19 protein-coding genes, 1 tRNA gene and 2 pseudogenes are annotated in these 18,615 nt (G+C 65.5%); 2 read left to right on the forward strand and 20 right to left on the reverse strand.

The genetic code is table 11. The features are described from left to right. Nucleotides 1–15: 15 nt before the first annotated feature. From glgB to KB874_RS03835, 3 genes are all read right to left on the reverse strand, one after another. Complete coding sequence (gene glgB / locus KB874_RS03825) at nucleotides 16–2,190, reverse strand: 1,4-alpha-glucan branching protein GlgB (protein WP_212535325.1); 2,175 nt, start codon at nucleotides 2,188–2,190, stop codon at nucleotides 16–18. A gap of 116 nt (nucleotides 2,191–2,306) precedes the next feature. After that, nucleotides 2,307–3,920, reverse strand: coding sequence for an alpha-amylase family glycosyl hydrolase (locus KB874_RS03830; protein ID WP_212535203.1), 1,614 nt, complete (start codon nucleotides 3,918–3,920; stop codon nucleotides 2,307–2,309). 142 nt (nucleotides 3,921–4,062) lie between these two features. Beyond that, on the reverse strand, nucleotides 4,063–4,944 hold the full coding sequence (locus tag KB874_RS03835; protein WP_212535204.1) for a hypothetical protein: 882 nt from the start codon (nucleotides 4,942–4,944) through the stop codon (nucleotides 4,063–4,065). A gap of 74 nt (nucleotides 4,945–5,018) precedes the next feature. On the opposite strand from KB874_RS03835, the gene KB874_RS03840 reads away from it, so the two are divergent. Further along, complete coding sequence (locus KB874_RS03840; protein WP_212535205.1) at nucleotides 5,019–6,671, forward strand: ABC transporter permease; 1,653 nt, start codon at nucleotides 5,019–5,021, stop codon at nucleotides 6,669–6,671. A gap of 65 nt (nucleotides 6,672–6,736) precedes the next feature. Next, nucleotides 6,737–6,812: transfer RNA gene (locus tag KB874_RS03845), tRNA-Thr, on the forward strand. Between the two features lie 80 nt (nucleotides 6,813–6,892). Here the strand turns inward: KB874_RS03845 and KB874_RS03850 are convergent. The 17 genes and pseudogenes from KB874_RS03850 to KB874_RS03925 form a co-directional block, all read right to left on the reverse strand. Then, entirely contained in the window at nucleotides 6,893–7,156 is a 264-nt protein-coding gene (locus KB874_RS03850) for a site-specific integrase (protein WP_212535334.1), read from the reverse strand. A gap of 103 nt (nucleotides 7,157–7,259) precedes the next feature. Further along, nucleotides 7,260–7,442 (reverse strand): transposase domain-containing protein, encoded by a 183-nt coding sequence (locus KB874_RS23360; RefSeq protein WP_212535206.1) that lies wholly within the window; start codon nucleotides 7,440–7,442, stop codon nucleotides 7,260–7,262. Nucleotides 7,443–7,587: 145 nt separating this feature from the next. Further along, nucleotides 7,588–7,803 (reverse strand): annotated as a pseudogene (locus KB874_RS23365) (hypothetical protein); the annotation flags it as partial. A 65-nt stretch (nucleotides 7,804–7,868) separates the two neighbouring features. Further along, a pseudogene (locus tag KB874_RS23260) lies at nucleotides 7,869–8,531 on the reverse strand (gamma-glutamylcyclotransferase); the annotation flags it as partial. After that, a complete protein-coding gene (locus KB874_RS03865) occupies nucleotides 8,531–9,595 on the reverse strand; it encodes a dipeptidase (protein ID WP_212535208.1) in 1,065 nt (354 codons plus the stop codon). The pseudogene KB874_RS23260 and the gene KB874_RS03865, both read right to left, overlap by 1 nt. Beyond that, nucleotides 9,592–10,350: a gamma-glutamylcyclotransferase gene (locus tag KB874_RS03870; RefSeq protein ID WP_212535209.1), complete on the reverse strand. Its 759-nt coding sequence runs from the start codon at nucleotides 10,348–10,350 to the stop codon at nucleotides 9,592–9,594. The genes KB874_RS03865 and KB874_RS03870 overlap by 4 nt, the downstream gene beginning before the upstream one ends. After that, on the reverse strand, nucleotides 10,313–10,855 hold the full coding sequence (locus KB874_RS03875; RefSeq protein ID WP_212535210.1) for a GNAT family N-acetyltransferase: 543 nt from the start codon (nucleotides 10,853–10,855) through the stop codon (nucleotides 10,313–10,315). Before KB874_RS03875 ends, KB874_RS03870 begins: the two co-directional genes overlap by 38 nt. A 28-nt stretch (nucleotides 10,856–10,883) precedes the next feature. Continuing rightward, nucleotides 10,884–11,222: a cupin domain-containing protein gene (locus tag KB874_RS03880; protein WP_212535211.1), complete on the reverse strand. Its 339-nt coding sequence runs from the start codon at nucleotides 11,220–11,222 to the stop codon at nucleotides 10,884–10,886. 22 nt (nucleotides 11,223–11,244) lie between these two features. Continuing rightward, the gene (locus tag KB874_RS03885; protein WP_212535212.1) at nucleotides 11,245–11,571 is read right to left on the reverse strand and encodes an ester cyclase; all 327 of its coding nucleotides are present in this window, start codon (nucleotides 11,569–11,571) and stop codon (nucleotides 11,245–11,247) included. Between the two features lie 101 nt (nucleotides 11,572–11,672). Next, nucleotides 11,673–12,089 (reverse strand): cupin domain-containing protein, encoded by a 417-nt coding sequence (locus KB874_RS03890; protein WP_212535213.1) that lies wholly within the window; start codon nucleotides 12,087–12,089, stop codon nucleotides 11,673–11,675. A 60-nt stretch (nucleotides 12,090–12,149) separates the two neighbouring features. Continuing rightward, nucleotides 12,150–12,956 carry a methyltransferase domain-containing protein gene (locus KB874_RS03895; RefSeq protein ID WP_212535214.1) on the reverse strand — a complete coding sequence of 269 codons (807 nt, stop codon included), beginning with the start codon at nucleotides 12,954–12,956 and terminating at the stop codon, nucleotides 12,150–12,152. Beyond that, nucleotides 12,953–13,336, reverse strand: a complete 384-nt coding sequence (locus KB874_RS03900) for an ester cyclase (RefSeq protein WP_212535215.1) — start codon at nucleotides 13,334–13,336, stop codon at nucleotides 12,953–12,955. The genes KB874_RS03895 and KB874_RS03900 overlap by 4 nt, the downstream gene beginning before the upstream one ends. 1 nt (nucleotide 13,337) lies before the next feature. Further along, complete coding sequence (locus tag KB874_RS03905) at nucleotides 13,338–14,111, reverse strand: sulfotransferase family protein (RefSeq protein WP_249200216.1); 774 nt, start codon at nucleotides 14,109–14,111, stop codon at nucleotides 13,338–13,340. Nucleotides 14,112–14,294: 183 nt separating this feature from the next. After that, on the reverse strand, nucleotides 14,295–14,720 hold the full coding sequence (locus tag KB874_RS03910) for an ester cyclase (protein WP_249200217.1): 426 nt from the start codon (nucleotides 14,718–14,720) through the stop codon (nucleotides 14,295–14,297). A 223-nt stretch (nucleotides 14,721–14,943) separates the two neighbouring features. Beyond that, nucleotides 14,944–15,276, reverse strand: coding sequence for a GYD domain-containing protein (locus KB874_RS03915; protein WP_212535216.1), 333 nt, complete (start codon nucleotides 15,274–15,276; stop codon nucleotides 14,944–14,946). 130 nt (nucleotides 15,277–15,406) lie between these two features. Next, on the reverse strand, nucleotides 15,407–16,954 hold the full coding sequence (locus KB874_RS03920; RefSeq protein ID WP_212535217.1) for a winged helix-turn-helix domain-containing protein: 1,548 nt from the start codon (nucleotides 16,952–16,954) through the stop codon (nucleotides 15,407–15,409). Between the two features lie 225 nt (nucleotides 16,955–17,179). Continuing rightward, the gene (locus tag KB874_RS03925; protein WP_212535218.1) at nucleotides 17,180–18,577 is read right to left on the reverse strand and encodes a serine hydrolase domain-containing protein; all 1,398 of its coding nucleotides are present in this window, start codon (nucleotides 18,575–18,577) and stop codon (nucleotides 17,180–17,182) included. Nucleotides 18,578–18,615: the final 38 nt, after the last annotated feature.

Here is an 18,615-nt window from a genome sequence, read left to right on the forward strand (position 1 = left end):
CCTGTCCGTCCGGCGTCATGGATCGCGCCGGAACATCACTGTCGAAAGCGGCGGCACGGTGATGCGGATCGACCGGTCAAGGCCGTGGCATCCCTCCTCCTCGGTCGTAACCCCGCCCGCATTGATCCGGTTCCCCCCGCCATAGGTCTCGGCGTCGGTGTTCAGCACCTCGGACCACGACCCATCGCCGCCGGGCACGCCCAGCCGCACGTCGTGCCATTCCATCGGCGTGAAGTTGCAGACGACGATCACGGGCGCATCCCCCGGCCCGCCAAAGCGCGCAAAGGCGGTCAGCGAGCGTTGCGGGTCGTTCATGATCCAGCGGAACCCCGCCGGATCGCAATCATTGACATGCAGCGCGGGCGTTTCGCGGTAGAGGTGGTTCAGGTCGCGCACCAGCGCCTGAACCCCCCGCTGGCTGTGACCGCGCAGCGCGTCCCAGTCGAGCGAGACGTCGTGGTTCCATTCCTGCCACTGGGCGAACTCGCAGCCCATGAAAAGCAGTTTCTTGCCCGGAAATCCCCACATGTAGCCGTAATAGGCGCGCAGGTTGGCGAATTTCTCCCACTCGTTGCCGGGCATCTTGTCGATCATGCTGCCCTTGCCGTGCACCACTTCGTCATGGCTGATCGGCAGGATGAAATTCTCGGTCCAGGCCCAGTCGATCGGGAAGGTGATCAGGTGGTGTTCCCAGCTGCGGTGAACGGGATCCTTTTCCATGTAACGCAGGGTGTCGTTCATCCACCCCATGTTCCACTTGAAGCCGAAACCCAGCCCGCCCGCATCCACCGGGGTCGAGACGCCGGGAAACGCAGTGCTTTCCTCGGCCACGGTCATGATTCCCGGAACCTCGCCATAGGCCACCGTGTTCATCTCGCGGAGGAAGGCGATGGCCTCGTAGTTTTCGCGCCCGCCATCCTTGTTGGGAACCCATTGGTCATGCGGGCGGGAATAGTCGCGGTAGAGCATCGACGCCACCGCATCCACGCGCAGCCCGTCCACGTGATACTCCGACAGCCAGTAGACGGCGTTGGCCGTCAGGAAGTTCCGCACCTCGGTCCGGCCGTAATTGTAGATCAGCGTGTTCCAGTCGTGGTGGAACCCCTCGCGCGGGTCCTCGTGCTCATACAGCGCCGTGCCGTCGAACTGCGCGAGTCCATGCGCGTCGGTCGGGAAATGCCCAGGCACCCAGTCCAGCAGCACGCCCAGCCCGGCGTTATGCGCGGCCTCGACCAGGTCGCGGAATTCGTGCGGCGGGCCAAAGCGGATGGTGGGTGCATACATCCCCACCGGCTGATAGCCCCACGACCCATCAAAGGGGAATTCCGACACCGGGAGGAATTCGAGGTGGGTAAAGCCCATGTAGGTCGCGTAATCCACCAACTGCGTGGCCAGTTCGCGATAGGACAGCATCCGCCCGTCCGCCGCGCGCCGCCACGATCCCAGGTGCACCTCGTAGATCGAGATGGGCCGGTCGCGTCGGTTGCGCTCGGCCCGCGCCTGCATCCAGGCGTCGTCCGTCCAGCCGTAGCCGGAAATGTCGCGCACGACCGAGGCCGTGGCGGGCGGGTGCTGGGCGCCGAACGCCACCGGGTCGGCCTTCTGGAACGCCGCGCCATGTTGCGGGGCGATCTCGTATTTGTAGAGCGTGCCCTCGGCCATGCCGGGCATGAAGATTTCCCAGCAGCCGGTCTGGCCGACGCGACGCATCGGGTTGCGGTGCCCGTCCCACACGTTGAAATCACCCACCAGCGAGACATGCGCGGCATTGGGCGCCCAGACCGCGAAATGCGTGCCCGGCACGCCCTCATGCTTGGTCACATGCGCGCCCAGCGCCTGCCAGAGACGACGGTGCGTGCCCTCGCCGATCAGGTGGCGATCCATGTCGCCCAGCACCGGGCCAAAGCGATAGGGGTCGTCGAACGCCCAGTCATCGCCGCCCGGATACGTGGCGTTCAGCGTGTAGCCGAGTTTCGAATTCGGCACCGGCCCGGCAAAGATCGGTCCGTCCAGCCTCGGGATTTCAACGGTCTTGCGACCGAACCGCGCCGAAAGCGTCTCTGCGTCCGGCACCAGCGCAACCAGCCAGGACTTGCCCCCGACCTTGTGCAGCCCCAGCACGTCGAAGGGCGCATCATGGCGCGCGGCCAAAAGCGCCTGGACGTCGTCGGCGTTCATGTGCGGCGGCATCGCGGGCAAGTCTGCTCTCCTCTTTCGTTCAAAGCGGTTTGGCCGGTCCTTCCGGCATACACGATCCCGCGCAGGATTTCACGGTCTGCTGCCAGACGCGCTTCGTCAAGCTTGGATCAGGCCGAAGCGCGTCGCGCGATGACAAAGCCGTTGGGGCCCAATTTGACCGTCTTGCCGCTGATCGTCGCCGCCTCGGCCAGCGCCGCTGTCACCGGCTGCTTTAGCGAAACCTCGGCCGCCTTGGCCGACAGATTGAACAGGCAGACGAACCCGTCGCCGCGTTCATAGCCCAGAACCGGCTCGGCCAGGTCAAGAAAGCGCTGGTCGCCGGTGCGCAGGTCGGGCTCTGCCCGGCGCAGCGCCAGCATCGCGCGGTAGAAGGCCAGGACACTGTTCTTGACCCCGTCCTGCGTCGAGACCGACCGCGTCTGCTGCGGCGGCTTCACCGGCAGCCAGGTGCGGTTCGCATTCGAAAACCCGGCATTCGGCGCCTTGGCATCCCAGGTCATCGGCGTGCGGCAACCGTCGCGGCCCACTGGTTCGGGCCAGAAGTTGATGCCTTGCGGGTCCGTCAGTTCCTCGAAGGCCAGTTCGGTGTCGACCTGGCCCAGTTCCTCGCCCTGATACAGGCACACCGAACCCTCGAAGCTCAGCAGCATCGCCGCCGAGAGTTTCGCCAGCGCGTCCTGGTTGGTGCCATGCTTGGCCCAGCGGCCGACATGGCGGGGCACGTCATGGTTGGAAAACGCCCAGCAGGGCCAGCCCTCGGGCGCGCCGTCAAAGAAGGCCTGCACGCGAGAGCGGAAATGCGCGGGCGAGAAATCCGGCCCCAGCAGCTCAAACGAATACGCCATGTGCAGCCGCTTGCCGCTGGTATACTGGCCCATCAGCTCGATCGAGTGGTGCGTGTCGCCAACCTCGCCCACCGTGGTGCGGGCGCCGAATTCGTCCAGCAGCGCGCGCAGCCGTTCGAGGAATTGCAGGTTCTCGGGCTGGTTCTTGGAGAACAGGCAGTATTGCATGTCGTAGGGCCGCGCCGCCGTCGGCCCCCACGGCAGGTAGTTCGCCGGGTTGTCGCGCAACAGCTTGTCCTGGAAGTAGAAGTTCACGGTGTCGAGGCGGAACCCATCTACCCCCCGCTCCAGCCAGAAACGCATCGTGTCCAGCAGCCAGTCCTGCACCTCGGGATTGTGAAAGTTGAGGTCGGGCTGTTCCTTGAGGAAGTTGTGGAAATAATACTGCTTCCGCCGCGTGTCCCATTCCCAGGCCGGCCCGCCGAAGATCGACATCCAGTTGTTCGGCGGACTGCCGTCGAGCTTGGGATCGGCCCAGACATACCAGTCGGCCTTGGGGTTCGTCCGCGAACTGCGCGACTCCTCGAAAAACGGATGCTTGTCCGAGGAATGCGACAGCACCTGGTCGATCATCACCTTCAGGCCAAGGCCATGCGCCTTGTCCACCATCGCGTCGAAATCCGCCAGCGTGCCGAAACTGGGATCGATGTCGGTGTAATCCGACACGTCATAGCCCATGTCCTTCATCGGCGACGGAAAGATCGGCGACAGCCAGATCGCGTCGACGCCCAGAGAGGCCACGTGATCCAGTCTGCGGGTGATGCCCTTGAGATCGCCGATCCCGTCCCCGTCGCTGTCCTGGAACGAACGCGGGTAGATCTGGTAGATCACCGCACCGCGCCACCAGTCGCTTTCGGCCTTCGCACTCTTTGCCATGATCGCCCCGCTTATGTTAGCCCTAACACTTGCCTCTCTCTATCCATGGGATCGCATTGAAGCTCAAGCCCTGCCAGAAGGATCGCACAGGATGCGGGCGCATCGGCCACAGCCTGCCCTGTTTTCAGGCAAAGCGGCGTGGTCAGGGGCGGATCAACGTGACATCCTCTATCTCGGCGATCACCTCGAGGTCGTCCTCATACAGCTCGGTCAGCATGTCGACATAGGCCGCGTCCCAGCCCGGCAGGTCGAGTTCCTGCTCGATCACCTCGTCCAACGCGAACCGGTCGAGCAGGACCATCATCGCCTGCCGCTTCTGGTCCTCGTTGATCGTCGGGTTCTCGGCAAGGAAGGCACGGAACCGCTGCATCCCCTCGCGCGAGATGATCGAGGCGAACATGTCGAAGGCGCCGGTGATCTTGCGGTCCAGCGGCACGCCCCCCATCCGCCGCAGGATCTCGCCCCAGATGAAGGGCGTGTCCTCGTTGGCCCAGATGGTCACGGGCACCTCGGGCGCGATGATGCGGATGCGGCGGATCAGGTCGGACCAGCGCAGATGCATCGGATCGGCGCCTTCCATCAGGACGGCCATGTCATGCGCCGGCGTATCGGCCAGCAGCGCCGGGATGAAGGTCGCCGGGTTGCGCAGCCCGATGAAGATTTCGACCTCGTCCTGGTCGAACAGGTCGCAGAACGTCTCAAGTCGCCGTTCTGCCCAGCGATAAAGATAGCCACCGGCAAAGGTCAGCTTCGGCACGGAAAAGAAATTCGCGTGGCTCAGGATCAGCCGGTCGACCTTGTCGGGATCGTCCGACAGGATCGCGTCAAGCACCACCTCGCGCGCCTCCGGGCTGGGCGGCGTGTCGGCCAAGGCCGAGATCGTGTCGGACAGCAGCGTGCGATAGCGCGAGGGGCCGGGAATCGCCACGCCCTCATGCCGCCAGGTATCGGCATTGCGCAGGAGCGTCTTGAGAAGACGGTCCTCGTCGGTGCAATGCACGCCGAGATGTAGGATGACCTGCATGGTTGGGTCTTTTTGTCGGGTTTTCGATGCACTATACCCGGCCGGGAGGAAAACGTAACCACCGGGCCGCGCGCATGACCGCCATCGACACCGCAAGGACACACCGCCGTCTCCGCCCGCCCTCGCTCTGGTCGGCGGGCGCGGTGGCGATCGCGCTGGTCGTCCTGGCGCCGATCCTCGCGGTGTTCTGGATCGCACTGAACCCGTCCGAGAACATCTGGCCACACCTGGTGGCCACCACCCTGCCCCGCTACCTGTCCAACACGGCGATCCTGATGGTCGGCGTGGGCATCCTGGCGGCGGTGGTCGGCACCTCGACGGCCTGGATGGTGGCGCGCTACGACTTTCCCGCGCGGCGCTGGCTGGAATGGCTCTTGCTTCTGCCGCTGGCAATCCCGGCCTATGTCGGCGCATATGCGCTGGTGGACTTCCTCGAATATGCCGGGCCGGTGCAGACCGCCCTGCGCGGCCTTTTCGGCTGGCAGAGCGCACGCGACTACTGGTTCCCCGAGATCCGCTCCATCGGGGCGGCCATCATCGTTCTGGCGGCGGCGATGTATCCTTACGTCTACCTGCTGGCACGCGCCGCCTTTCGCGAACAGTCGGGCGCAGCCGAGGAAGTGGCGCAATCGCTGGGCGCGGGCGCCTTCGCGCGGTTCTGGCGCGTCGGCCTGCCACTGGCCCGCCCGGCCATCGCAGCCGGCGTGGCCATCGTGATGATGGAATCGGTCAACGATTTCGGCACGGTCGATTATTTTGCGGTGCAGACCCTGACCACCGGCATCTTTTCCGTCTGGCTGGAGGGCTACAATGCCGGTGGCGCGGCACAGATCGCGACGGTCGTTCTGGTGCTGGTCATCGTCCTGGTCCTGCTGGAAAAGATCTCGCGCCGCCGGATGCGGTTCTTCAACCTGTCGACGCGGCACCGCCCGATCCTGCGCAAGCGCCTGCGTGGCCGCGCGGCCTGGGGTGCGTTCGCGCTCTGCGCCCTGCCTTTCGCCATGGGCTTTATCCTGCCGGCGGGCGTGATCCTGCGCCACGCGCTGTCGAACGCCGAGGCGTGGCGCGACCCCGAACTGTGGCGCGCCGGGCTGCACACGCTGAGCGTGGGCGGGCTGGCCGCCGGCATCACCGTCGCGGGCGGCATCTTCCTTGTCTATGGCGTGCGGCTGTCCGGCCGGAAACTGCCGCGCCTGCTGCTGCCGGTGACGACGATCGGCTATGCCGCGCCGGGGGCGGTGCTGGGCGTCGGCATCCTTATTCCACTGGCGGCGTTGGACAATGGCCTGGCCGACGCCGTGCAGGCGCTGACCGGAGTCGATATTGGCCTGGTCCTGACCGGCTCGGCCTTTGCCCTCGTGCTGGCCTATTCGGTACGCTTCTTTGCCATCGCGCAGGGTGCCGCAGATGCCGCGATGGGGCGCGTGTCGCCCAACCTGGCGCTGGCCGCGCGCTCTCTGGGCCGGACCGAAGGGCAAACGTTGGGCGCCGTCTACTACCCCTTGATGCGCGCCTCGGTCGCCTCGGCGCTGCTTCTGGTCTTTGTCGACTGCGTCAAGGAACTGCCCGCGACGCTGCTTTTGCGCCCCTTCAATTACGACACCCTGGCCACGCGCGTGCATGAACAGGCGAGCCTTGAAAACCTGGGCGACGCCGCCCCGGCGGCAATGCTGGTGATCGGCGTCGGCCTGCTGGCGGTGGGTCTGCTGGCACGCGCCAACCGCTAGCCGAAGCATATGGACAGCGCGCGGCGACTGTGCCAATACCGTGCCGCAGACCGCGCACTGGTCACGCCCCTATAGCTCAGCTGGTAGAGCAACTGATTTGTAATCAGTGGGTCGGGAGTTCGAGTCTCTCTGGGGGCACCAAAAATACTCAAATAAATCAATGACTTGAAGTGGGGACCCCTGCCAAACAGTATGTCAGAGCATACTGTGCCGTATTTGTGTCATTCGTTTACGATCCGGTGTGCCACTTCGAAGATATCCGCAGACACAAGGTGCGAATACTTCTTCGTCGTTTCGGTGCTGCTGTGACCAATCAAGAGACCGATCTGACCCTTGGTGAGTCCCTTTGCTTCCATGCGGGTAACATAGGTATCTCTGAGGGAATGAACGGTTGCAGAACCGCGCTGGGCGTTGAGGGTGGGGATGCGTTCCTCGAGATCGACGTAGCTGAACAACGATCCCGTCACCTGGTCCGATCCGCGCATCGCCACCTCCGTCTCCGCAGTGGCAACCGTGAATCATGTTCCGCGACAGGCGTCGAGGCCGGAGTTTTTCAGCAGCCTATTAGATAACCCGGCACCATCGCGTTCATAGGTAAGCGCGACGGTCTGGCCCCATGCGGCGAGGCTTGAAGGCTGCGCAGCGCCACGGCACGAGGTCCTCGATGCGGGATCTGGGGTGTCCGTCGAGGATAGCCCAGCGGGTATCGGCGAGGTAGTCGACGGGGTTCAGGCCTGACAGCTTGCAGGTGGCGACCAGCGAGGCCAGCATGGCCCAGGTCTCGGCGCCGATCTCGTTTCCGGCGAAGAGAGCATTTCTCGGGGTCAGCGCGATCGGACGGACTAGGTTTTTTTATCGGGTTGGTGTCGAACTCGAGGGTTCCATTGTCGAGGAAGCGGATCAGGCCGGGCCAGTGCGCGAGGATATAGCGGATGTCCTCGGCCAGCAGGGATTTCTGCGGGATGCGGGACAGCTGAGTTTCCAGCCAGGGCTTGAGCGCCGCGATGATCGGGGCGGAGTGCTCACGTTGGGCGGCGAGGCGGTCGGCAGGGGCATGGCCGCGATCGTCGGACACGACGGCCCAGAAGTAGCCGCTCTTGGTGGGGGAGTGCTTCGGTCTGCGGCGTGGCATTCGTGAACAGCGCCAAGAGCGGCAGACACAGGGTCCGGCAGCCGTTCCAGACGCTCCGCCACCATCTCCTGCAGGCGCCACAGATGCAGGTCATGGACACCGGCCCGCTCCAGTTCAGTGACGGTGTTCAGCAGGTATTCGGCCATCGTGCCGATGTGCCCTACGGCAGAGGCGAGCATGTCGGCCAGCTCTTCCATTGCGGGCTCAGGACGGTAGAGCGGAAAGCCGGCATCGGCGGCGAAGAGTATCGCCTCGACCGGGCCGGTCTCGGTTTCGGCGGTCACGTGTTCGGGCGGCACCGGGGGCTCTTTCCGCAGAAGGCTCACCAGCGCGACCGGCGGGTCGTCGCCGGTGTCCATCCGCAGGACGACACCGGAGCAGGCCCCGCCTCGGTCGAGGGACATCATCAGCCCCGGCGTCGACGGGCAGCCCCGGAAGCGCCGGTCGGTCAGGCAAAACGCCCGCCGCCACCCGGTTACTTGCGCGGCCCGGCGTTCGGCCACCTCCATGCGTGGGTTCCAGATCAGGGATCCTGCGGCGAAGACCCAGACCGCACCTTGCGTGTCGAGCCGCTCAAGGATCCCAGCCGCAGTCCGGTGGTAGAACTCCGGCGGGGGATCCTCGAGCATCACGGGCCCGCGTTCATCGACGCGCGGCGGCAGCCGGTCGACAAGGGTGCGGGTGAGGCGCAGGGGCGGGACGATGGGCGAATGCTTCAGGCCAAACATCAGTTCAGGCACCGGTCGATACAGGCGAGCCAGTTCTCGTGCGCGAGCTTCCGGATCAGGTCATCGCCGTAGCCATGCGCGGCCATCGTCTCGAACAGGCGTCGCACGCCGGTGACGTCGCCGATCAGGTCGGGCAGGACGCAACCGTCGAAATCCGACCCCAGACCGACGTGGTCCTCACCCGTCTGCGCGATCAGATGATCGAGATGGCGCAGCATCACTTCCCATCTGGTGCCCGTGTCCGCCGTGCCGTCGGCGTTCAGGTAGAAGGTGGCGAAGTTGAACCCCACCATGCCACCGCGCTCACGGATCATGTGCAACTGCCGGTCGGTCAGGTTGCGCGGGCTGTCACAAAGCGCGTGAGCGTTCGAATGCGTGGCGACAAGTGGTGCGGAAGAGACACGGGCCACATCGTCGAAGCCCTTTTCGTTCAGATGCGACAGATCGATTATGATGCCAAGCTGGTCGCACAGGCGCACCAGGTCCTTGCCCTTTTCCGTCAGGCCCGGCCCGGTATCAGAGCCGCCCGGAAAGGCCATCGGAACGCCGTGCCCGAAGATCGTCGGTCGGCTCCAGACCGGACCGAGCGAGCGCAGACCCATGTCGTGGAACAGGTAGAGCGCATCGAGGTCGGGGCCTATCGCCTCGGCCCCCTCCATGTGCATCACGCCCGCGATGACGCCTTGCACCATCGCCGCGCGGATCTCGGCCACCGATCGGCAAACGCGGAAGTCATTGGGTGCCGAGCGTTCCATCCAGTGCAACAGTCCCGCCATGGCCAGCGCGTTGGGCTGCGCCTGCGCATGGGTCATCTCGGGCGGCATCGGCAGGGCGTAGGGTGGATTGGCCATCAGCGCCTTGAAGTCGGGCGGTGGGCCGCTGGACGCGGGTGGGACAAAGATTGCGAACAGCCCGCCTGCAAAGCCCGCGTCCTTCATCCGCGCGAGGTCCAGATGGCCGCGGCCCGTCGCGCCCAGCCAGGTCTCCTCTCGCGGGGCGGGGGTTTTCAGCAGGCGCAGCAGAAAATCGTTATGGCCGTCGAAAAAGGGCGTGGGTGCGGTCATTCGGAAGATTCCTTATTTGTCAGTGCGGCGAGGTGGGCATCCACCGCGCATAACAGGTCGCTGCAATGCGCATCGGTAATCCCAAGATGCGTGAAATGCCCGACGATGTTGGCCAGATAGTCTCGGCTGGTGCCAAGATCGCCCGCCCCATGGGCGACGTAGCGGATCTGTTCCTCGTAGGTCAGGTCGGGGCGCACGTCCGGCACGTCGTGGTCCGCGATAAAGGCCAACACGCGGATGTCCGCATCGCCGATCCGGGCCGGGACGAACCGGGCGAGGTAGCCGGGCGCGATCATCTCGCGCCGGAACAGGATCTCGGTCTCTGCCTCGACATCCGCCGCCGCGATCCGAAAGGCCAGCCCCTCGCACGCGTCGCACCCTTCGACAGTATCCAGCGTCGCGAACAGGCCCGGTGCCTCTTTCGTGCCGCGGCCGCCCCTGGTGTCTACGAGGATCAGGCGGCGGGCATGACCCGCGACATAGGCGCGCCGTACCTCAGCAAAGCGCAGGGCCGGATCCCACATCAGCGACCCATAGCCGAAGATCCAAAGATCGCCGGAATGGTCGTCCAACGCCTCGGCCCGGATCGCCTCGCGCTGCGCGTCGGTGTGGACCCAGTCGCGAAGCGCCTCCTGTTGGGGGTCTGCTGCGATGATCGCCTCAACGCTGAACGTTCGAAAGTAGGACGTCTCGGTGTCGGCAATCCGGTCGCGCAATTCAGGGTGATGGGCAAATGGATCGGTCAGTCCAGGCAAGGCGGCTCTCCTCTTTGGTCTCGCGGACCGGTATCATTTCCATGCAGATGTCGACGCCTTCGACGATGCCCGGAAAATCCGGTGAGCCGGGCACGTCGCGAAATCCGGCGCGCCGGTAGAGCGACTGGGCGGCGTGCAGTTCGTGATGGGTGGACAGACGGTAGCGGACGTATCCGGCGGCCTCGGCCTCGGCCAGCAGCACTTTCAGCATCCGCGCACCGATCCCTTGACCCCAGGCATCGGGGCGCACGAACATGCGCTTGATCTCCATCGTCGCGGCGTCCTGCCCATAGAAGGCGACACAGCCCACCGGCGCGCCGTCAAGCCGCGCCAGCAGCAGACAGCCCGAGGGCGGGCCGAAGCGTCCCGGCAGGCCGGCAAGTTCGGCTTCGAGGTTGGCGAAGACCGACGGGTTGGGGTCCTTTTCGCCCTTCGCCACATTCTCCATCGCCCAGGCGAAGAAGTCGCGGATCAACGCCCGCGCTGCGTCGAGGTCTTCGGGCATCTCGGCTCTGGCGATATCGACCCCCATCTCAGCGTGCCTTCTGCGGGTAACGGTCGGCCTCGGCAAAGACGTCGATGGCGATGGTGCCCGCCTTGACGGCGACGGCATGTTCGACACCTGCGGGAATGTCGTAGCTCATCCCCGGACCATGGCGGCGAGTCAGCCCGTCGATGGTCAGCGCCACCTCGCCCACGACCACGGTGCCCCATTCTGGACCGTGCGCATGCGGCGGCAGGCTGAAGTCCTGATGGAAGTGGAAAAACACCACCAACCCCGCCTCCGAGCGAACAGCATGGGAGGTGACGACCGTTTCGGGAAAGGGAACGTCGAGCGCGGGCATCGCGTCGAAGAATTCGGGTAGCTGCATTGGTGTATCCTTTCGAGTCCGGTCAATCCACCAGGCCAAGCTGGCGGGCGATGCTGGCGCTGTCGAAATAGTCGCGGCCCTCGACCACCTTGCCGTCCTGCACCCGCATGACGCTACAGTAGCGCACTTCCATCCGGCGACCCGAGCGCGGGAATTCCCCAAGGGTGGAGTGAAGAGGTCCGGTCTGCGTGCCGCGATTGAGGAACTCGACGACAGCCCAGCCATCGGGTCCGTCGCCTCCGGTGATGACATTGACGACCTTGACCTGGCCGTCGGGGAAAGCCGCGCGCCAGCGGTGGTAATCGGCAAGGTAGCCTTCAGGGCCGATTTGCGCCTCGCCGTGCGCCACATCCTAGAATTGGCAATCCGGGGCGATGACGGCAGCGCCGCGTTCCGGGTCGCGCAGATCCCAGGATTCGTGGAACTGTCGGATAGTTTTTTCGATACTGTTCATTTGGCTTCCTCCCCTGTCGGGTCGCCCGGCTGTGGCGGCAGTTGCACAATCGCGAGGCGCACATCGTCATCTCCGAGAACTGTAGTTGTGTGACCTGCACCCGCCACATCCTCCATCCGCCAGATCGCGCCCGCACCGAATTCGCGCACCTCGCCGTCACCCGCCTCGACCCGCAACCGGCCCGAGAAGCAAAACGCCACCTGCCGTCGCGGCGACGGGTGCTGCGCGCCGCCCCAACCCGCAGGCAGGATCAGGTAGAGCAACCCGGTCGCCTCTTCGGTGGCGGAGATTGGCATGGCGGGTGCGGGTGGGGCGAAGGCGTCCGCGTCCAGCGGGACGGCGAGATCGGCAAAGTGGGAAATCCCGGCTGCATCCTCGGTCAGATGGAGAACCAGCATGGTGTTCTTGGGCAAATGTCTATCTCCTCATGTCGGCTTGATAGCATGTCTTTTTCTGGCTGGATGTCGGTAGCCTCAGCCCGCGGGTTTCGTGGCGATCATCGTCACGAAGGGCAGGAAGCCGTAGAGCGTCCCGGCCTCGGCGCGGCGCAGGTATTCGGCCTCCAGCGCGTCGGCCAGCGGCTGGGCGATCACGCCTTCGGCCACCAGTCGCGCCGATGCCATTCTGACCCAGACGAGGTTACCCATCCCGTCCGTCACCACGCGGTTGGCTGTGTCAAAGTGGTCGACCGTCAGTTCGGCCGCGCGGGCCAGCGGCTTGAGCTTGCCCGCAAGCCATGCGTCGGTCACCGACCCGGCCACGAAGGCCTGAGCGCAGGCCCCCAGCGGATCGCCGGGTCCGAGTCCCAGCGAAGCCTTGGAAAAATCGGCGTCGCAGACGACAAGTGTGCCGCCCGGTCGCAGGATGCGCGCGGCTTCGGCGACCAGCGGGGCTGGGTCGGCGACATGGGATAGCACCGTGTGCAGGATGGCGATGTCGGCGCTTGCGTCCGCGAGGCCGAGCGCCGCACCGTCGCCCAACCGGAATTCGAGGTTCGCCCGGTCGCCCACCAACGCCCGTGCCTTGTCCGTCAAGGCATTGGACGGCTCTATACCAAGGACCGAGGCCTGACCGAAGCGGTCGGCGATGCGCCGGGTCACGCCACCGGTGCCGCAACCGATATCGACGATCAGACCACCCTCGGGCGGGTCGAGCCTGTCGAGATAGGCGTCGATCAACGGCAGCATGGTCGGATCCGCCGCCCTGGTCTCAAGCCCTGCGACGATGATCTCGATGATGTCTGGCGACGCAGCATCTACATCGGCGAAGGGGTCGCTCATCCCGTCAACTGCCGAGCGTAATCCTCCGCATCGAACCATCCCCGCGAAGCCGCGACCTTGCCGCTCGCGTCAATCTCCCATTCCTCCCAACCCGTGATCCGCAGCGGCTTGCGGGTCTCTGAATGGTGGCCGGTGAAGGTCCAGAGATACAGGACATGATTGCCGGCGACGCGCAGCCCGTCGCAGACAAGGTTCAGGTCCGGCACATCGGCGAAGAAACCCGCCGCCATCGCGGCGACGCCCTGGCGCCCCTCCCGGGGCGTGCCACGGTTGATGACGATGCCGCCGTCTTCGGCGTAAAAGGACGCGACCGCCTCGGCCGAGCGACTGTTCCAGGCGGCGGTGTAGCCCGTGGCGATGGCGTGGATGTCAGTCGTCATGTCAGGCTTCTTTCCGTTCGGCATCCGCCGGCTCGCCGCCGAACATCGCCCAGAACTCGTCGCGGGCATTGCTGCGCGGGAACGCTGTGCCTGGTGTCGGCACATCGAGGAAGCGGCAGAGCGGTTCCCAGCCATCTGACGGTGTGAATACCAGCAGCCGATCGGCTGGCACGGTGGCGCGGACCTTTTTGTTATTGCGACGATAGGCAGCGATCGAACTTTCGCGATCTAGGCCGCCGAACACCCCGTCGACCAGCAGGATCTCCATGGTCCCGAACAATTCGATCATGGTCGGTGGCACTGGAAGCGATTTGTAATGCGCAAAGAACTTGCCGATGGTCTTGGAATAGCTGGCCCACCAGTCATCTTCCGGGCGCTCCGTGTGGATCACCTTCGCGTCGGGAAAGGCCACACGCATATCCTGCCAGTAGGCGGCACCGGGAAAATCCACCTGCGACGTGTACCCCGCGAACACCTGTGCCCACTCGACATCATGCCCTGCGGCAAGGGCATGCCAATGCGCGGGCTGGTCTGGGTTGCCCATGACCTCGACCATGTGGTGGCATGGGCCGAAGCCCAGCTGTTCCAGCGCCATCTTGGTTGACATGGTTCCAGTCCGGCCAAATCCGGAGCCGATGATCTGAAGCGTCATTGCATCATCCCCTTGCTTGTTGTCGCTTGTTTTCGAAGAATTCGAGGCAAACGGGTCACCGTCCCAGCCGCCGTGGCTGCGCACGGCGCGCAGGCGGGTGAAGGACGAATAACCCATCAGCATGCGCTGGCTGTATTCGTCGACGCACTCCCGGTACCGGCCGCGTTTGTAGGCGGCTGCGCGCTCCTCCTGCTCTCCCTCGAGCGCGGCGGTGCCGACTCTGACAACCCAAGTGCGCACAACTTGGGCCGCTGCGGCGGCATCCGCGACACGCGAGCGTCGACACGCGCGCCGGCGCCGGTGGCGTCAGGTCCAGCCGAGGGCGCGCATCGACTGGGCGTCGTTCCAGATCTTGGTCATGTGCTTGATCTTCGGGCCGTCGAACGTCATCGCATAGACGTAGTCGGCCGCCACGCTGCGCCCGGTCGGCGGCACCGGCCCGCCCTCGGCCGTGTGGGTCCCGTGGAACACTGCGAAACCCAGCACCGTGGCGCGCGCCTCGTCGGCGGCGAAGGCCTTCATTTCATAGCGGCCGTCCGGCGCCAGCTTCAGCAGACCCTCCATCCAGCCGGCATAGGCCTCGATCGTGCCAATCTCCGCCAGGGCGTCTGACTGGCAGGAGAAGGTGGCGCCCGGCGTGCAGAAAGGCGCGCAGGCGGCCCAGCCCTTGCCCGTCTCGATAGTGTCGAAGAACGCGGCGGCGGTGTCGGTCATCGTCATGGACTTGTTCATGGTGTCTCTCCCTGTCAGGTGGCCGCGATCTGGGGCGGCTTTTTCCAATGGGGCAGGTTTGCGCGTTGCTCGCTACACCACCGGCTAAAAAAACTTCTAAAGCTGATCTACGCGGACCGGCTCAGCATAGCGATATGGCGTCTTCGGGCGTCGCAAGGCCCGCAGCGTTGTGCTGGCCGAAAAGGACCGTACGACCGATGCCGTTCCGCCCCCCCGGAGCCACTCACCCGTGCGGCGGTTGGTATGCACCCGTGACCTCGCCCGCCTTCGTCATCGCGGCCATCGCGTCGGCCGAGGTCATCAGCTTCGTCGTCGCCGATTTCGAAACCGTACCGGCGGAGGCGACGGCGGCGGCCCCCGCCATCATGAACTTGTCGTCGGGGCCTTCGATCAGGCAGACGACGTCGTACTCGCCGAAAGCGAAGAACAGGTGGTGCAGTTTGCCGCCCAGCGCCTCGACCAGCTTGCGCGCTGCGGCTTCGCGATCGCTCGGATTGGCGACCATGCTCTTGATGGCGTCGGCGGAGTAGCTCAGTTGATATAGATAAAATGGCATGGCGCGGTCCTCCCTCAGACGGGGTCGCGGCACCGTTGCCGTTCATCCCCTTTCACATGCTGGGCGGCTCGACAGGGCGGTGTCTACAAGAGCCGCTAAAAAGATATAAATCCGCTTCATCTTGCGGATGCTACCGCAGCGCCTGCGCAGCCTCCGGCGGTGCGAGGCCCGCGGCGATGCGAAAGAACAGGTCCGCGCGGGCGAGGTAATCGGGGTTCGAACTCAGCCATCGGCCGCCAAGGCGCACCGCGACCAGGGCCGGTGCGATCGCCTCGACCCTGCGAAAGGCGGATTGGGCGCGGTCGATCTTCCCCGCGCCAACCCAGGCGATGGCGCCAAGAATCAGCGGCGTGGCGCTGTTGGCAGCCTCGGCCAGTGCCGCCTCGGACGCCTCGGCGGCCTCGGCATAGTTGCGCACCGCGAAATGCGTGAAGCCGAGCGCGGCCAGCATCGAGCCACGCGCGGGGTCGCGCGGGCTGCGCCGCAGCGCAGCCTCGGCCAGCGGCACCCCCCTTGCGGCATCCCCGTGGAGCCCCTCATAGAGCCCCAGCCAGCCCAGCGTCACCGCACAGTTGGGGTTCATCTCGTGGGCCAGCCGCAATTCGGGCAAGCCTACACTCGGGTTCTGGCTCATGAACTGCAAGAGCGCCCGGATGCGCCGCGCGTGGTGATCTGTCGGGTCGGCCGCGATGGCGCGGGTCGCCGCCGCGATGCCGTCGGACAGCGTCTTCGGCATGGACGGAGTCGTCGCGTGGTAGGCGTGCCACCAGTTCACCCAAGCCAACACGCGCCAAGCCAGCGCCGAGCCGGGATCGCGCGCCAGCGCCTGGCGCGCCAGTTCCGCCGCCTGCTCCCGCGGATCTGGATCGTAGGCCATCTCGCCAGCCGAAATTGCCGCCCAGCCTCTCTGCGCCAAACCGTGGGCCGTCAGGTCCTCAGGCGCGCAGATGCGGTTCCGCCTGGCCTCGGCCCGGTCGATCTGCGGCGCGAGGCAGGTGACGACAGCACGCGCGACCAGCGCCTGCGTCTCGAAACATTCGGTCATGGCACGGTCGAAATTTTCCGCCCAGACATGCCCGCCGGTCGTCGCATCGATGAGCTGGGCAGTGACACGAACCCGGTCAAGCGTCGGCCTTACGCTCCCCTCCACGACATAGCGCACGCCCAGAACGCTTGCGACTTCGCGCAGATCACGCGGCATGTCGCGATAGACGAAGGCCGAGTTGCGCGCGACGACGAACAGGTCGCGAAACCGCGACAGTTCGGTCGTGATATCCTCGACGAACCCGTCGGCCAGCCAGTCGAGGCCAGGATCGCCGCCCATGAGCGTGAAGGGCAGCACGACGACCGACGGACGGTCGGGAAGGGCCAGCGGCGGCGGATCCGGCGCGACATCAAGCGCAAAGCGCAGGCCCCGGCCGGCCACCGTGACAATGGCGTGTGTGCCGAGGACGCGGCGCAGGTTGGCGACCTGCACGTTCAGATTGTTCTCGCCCACCACTGCTCCGGGCCAGACCGACGCCATGATCTCGTCCCGCCCGATGACCCTTTCCCGGTTCACGACCAGCAGTTCCAGAAGATCGAATGCCCGCGCTCCAAGTGCAACGACATCGACACCGCGACGAAGTTGCCGCGCCTGGGGCTCGAGGGTGAAATCTGAGAAGCGAAAGTTGTTCATCTGGTTCCGGAATGAAAAGTTGAATCAACTCTACCAACGATTCTTGTAGAACCATGCTTTTTTTGACCGTTGAGGCAGAGGATGAACTCTATCCAAGTCTCTTTGTTCAGCAACGGCCGGTGAATGAAGATGCTCGGCGAGAAACCATTTTGCCAATATCTATATTAATTTCAATGCAGTACGGGCCAGATAAGGTTGGTTGTCAGGCCCATCCCCTCCGCCGGTTCAGCCAGACCGCCGAGGCCCCAGCGCGACCGCGGCAAGGCCCACCCCCGCCAGTCCCGAGGCCGCTCCGAGCCATGGCCAGAGGCCCGGCAGGATCGAGAAGAGGAAGAGGTAATTCTGGGCCGCCGCCCAGAGCGGCCAGAGGATCAGCGCTGCGGCGATCCCGCCCGCCCCGATCCGCGTTGCGGGGCCGCCGCGCCGGCCCCGCAACGCGATCCCGAGGCCGAGCGCCGCCACGACGAGGCCGAGGGCGATGCCGACACGCGCGGCCTTTTCGGCCCAAAGCACGCGCGCCATGCCGACCGGTGCCACGCCAAGGCTCTCCGACCAATCCCGCAAGACGGCGGCGAAGAGTGGCCAGGCGCGCTGGCTGTTGGACAGGATCACGATGCCGTCGCCGGTTTCCGGAACGAGGTGCATGTGGCTCATCCAGCCGTAGCCCTGGCCACCATGCCAGGCCGCCGCGCGCCCGTCCGAGAGCGTCTCGGTGAAATGGCCCAGCCCGTAGCTCTCGGCGGCGAAACCGAACAGGCCGCCGACGGCGATCACGGGACGGTGCAATGCCTCTAAGCCGTTGGACGAGAGTACATCCTGTGCTGCGCCCGCCATTCCCGCCACGGCGAAACGCGCGATGTCGGTGGCGGTGGCGTGCAGCCCGCCCGAGGCGCGACCGGGATAGACATAGGGCGCAACCGGCCGTCCGCGCAGGTCGTGGCCCACAGGCATCGGCGCACCGGTCCAGTCGAAGCCGGACGTCGTCATCCCGAGGGGCGCGAGAACCTCGTGCGCCATCAGCTTGCCGAAATCCTCGTCCGTGCAGTCCTCGATCACGAGTTCCAGCAGGACATAGCCCGTGTCGGAATAGGCAAATCCCGACCCGGGGGCGGCGATCAGCGCGAAGTCCCGTGCGATATGTTCGGGCAGGTCGGGCCTCGGCGCTTCGGGCTGGTAGCGCGCGGCATAGTCACCGAGGCAGATACCGGCGCTGTGGCTCAGCAGCATGCGCGGCGTGATCCGGTCCGCGCCTTCGGGCAGAAGCCAACGCCTCAGGCAATCGCCGATGGGTGCGTCGAGGTCGAGCCGCCCGGTCTCGGCCAGCCGCATCGCACACCAGGCGGTGACGGGCTTGGAGATCGACTCCACCCGGAACAGCGCCTCGGCGGTCATCGGCGTGCCTGCTGCGGGGGCGGCCATGCCGAAGACCCCGGTCCAGACCGGCGCGCCGCCCTCGATCAGCACGATCACCGCGCCTGGCACACCGTCGCGGGCCATCCGTTCGGGCACTGTCTGCGACAGGCGGAGCGCCAGCGGCGGACCGTCCTGCGCGGCCAGATGCGAGGGCATTGCCGTCAGCAGAAGGACGACAAGACGTCCGATCCGACCCGGCAGAACAACCATGGAGCAGATCAGAGACCGCTTCGGGCTGGCGCGCGGAC

It is taken from the genome of Thetidibacter halocola (assembly GCF_018224955.1).
GTDB lineage: Bacteria > Pseudomonadota > Alphaproteobacteria > Rhodobacterales > Rhodobacteraceae > Thetidibacter > Thetidibacter halocola.

Bases quoted from the DNA above. Each gene is read 5' to 3' on its own strand.
- glgB (WP_212535325.1), bottom strand. From the start codon at position 2,190: ATGCCGCCGCACATGAACGCCGACGACGTCCAGGCGCTTTTGGCCGCG.
- KB874_RS03830 (WP_212535203.1), bottom strand. From the start codon at position 3,920: ATGGCAAAGAGTGCGAAGGCCGAAAGCGACTGGTGGCGCGGTGCGGTG.
- KB874_RS03835 (WP_212535204.1), bottom strand. From the start codon at position 4,944: ATGCAGGTCATCCTACATCTCGGCGTGCATTGCACCGACGAGGACCGT.
- KB874_RS03840 (WP_212535205.1), top strand. From the start codon at position 5,019: ATGACCGCCATCGACACCGCAAGGACACACCGCCGTCTCCGCCCGCCC.
- KB874_RS03850 (WP_212535334.1), bottom strand. From the start codon at position 7,156: ATGCGCGGATCGGACCAGGTGACGGGATCGTTGTTCAGCTACGTCGAT.
- KB874_RS23360 (WP_212535206.1), bottom strand. From the start codon at position 7,442: ATGCTGGCCTCGCTGGTCGCCACCTGCAAGCTGTCAGGCCTGAACCCC.
- KB874_RS03865 (WP_212535208.1), bottom strand. From the start codon at position 9,595: ATGACCGCACCCACGCCCTTTTTCGACGGCCATAACGATTTTCTGCTG.
- KB874_RS03875 (WP_212535210.1), bottom strand. From the start codon at position 10,855: ATGCCCGAAGACCTCGACGCAGCGCGGGCGTTGATCCGCGACTTCTTC.
- KB874_RS03880 (WP_212535211.1), bottom strand. From the start codon at position 11,222: ATGCAGCTACCCGAATTCTTCGACGCGATGCCCGCGCTCGACGTTCCC.
- KB874_RS03895 (WP_212535214.1), bottom strand. From the start codon at position 12,956: ATGAGCGACCCCTTCGCCGATGTAGATGCTGCGTCGCCAGACATCATC.
- KB874_RS03900 (WP_212535215.1), bottom strand. From the start codon at position 13,336: ATGACGACTGACATCCACGCCATCGCCACGGGCTACACCGCCGCCTGG.
- KB874_RS03905 (WP_249200216.1), bottom strand. From the start codon at position 14,111: ATGCTGATGGGTTATTCGTCCTTCACCCGCCTGCGCGCCGTGCGCAGC.
- KB874_RS03910 (WP_249200217.1), bottom strand. From the start codon at position 14,720: ATGAACAAGTCCATGACGATGACCGACACCGCCGCCGCGTTCTTCGAC.
- KB874_RS03915 (WP_212535216.1), bottom strand. From the start codon at position 15,276: ATGCCATTTTATCTATATCAACTGAGCTACTCCGCCGACGCCATCAAG.
- KB874_RS03920 (WP_212535217.1), bottom strand. From the start codon at position 16,954: ATGAACAACTTTCGCTTCTCAGATTTCACCCTCGAGCCCCAGGCGCGG.
- KB874_RS03925 (WP_212535218.1), bottom strand. From the start codon at position 18,577: ATGGTTGTTCTGCCGGGTCGGATCGGACGTCTTGTCGTCCTTCTGCTG.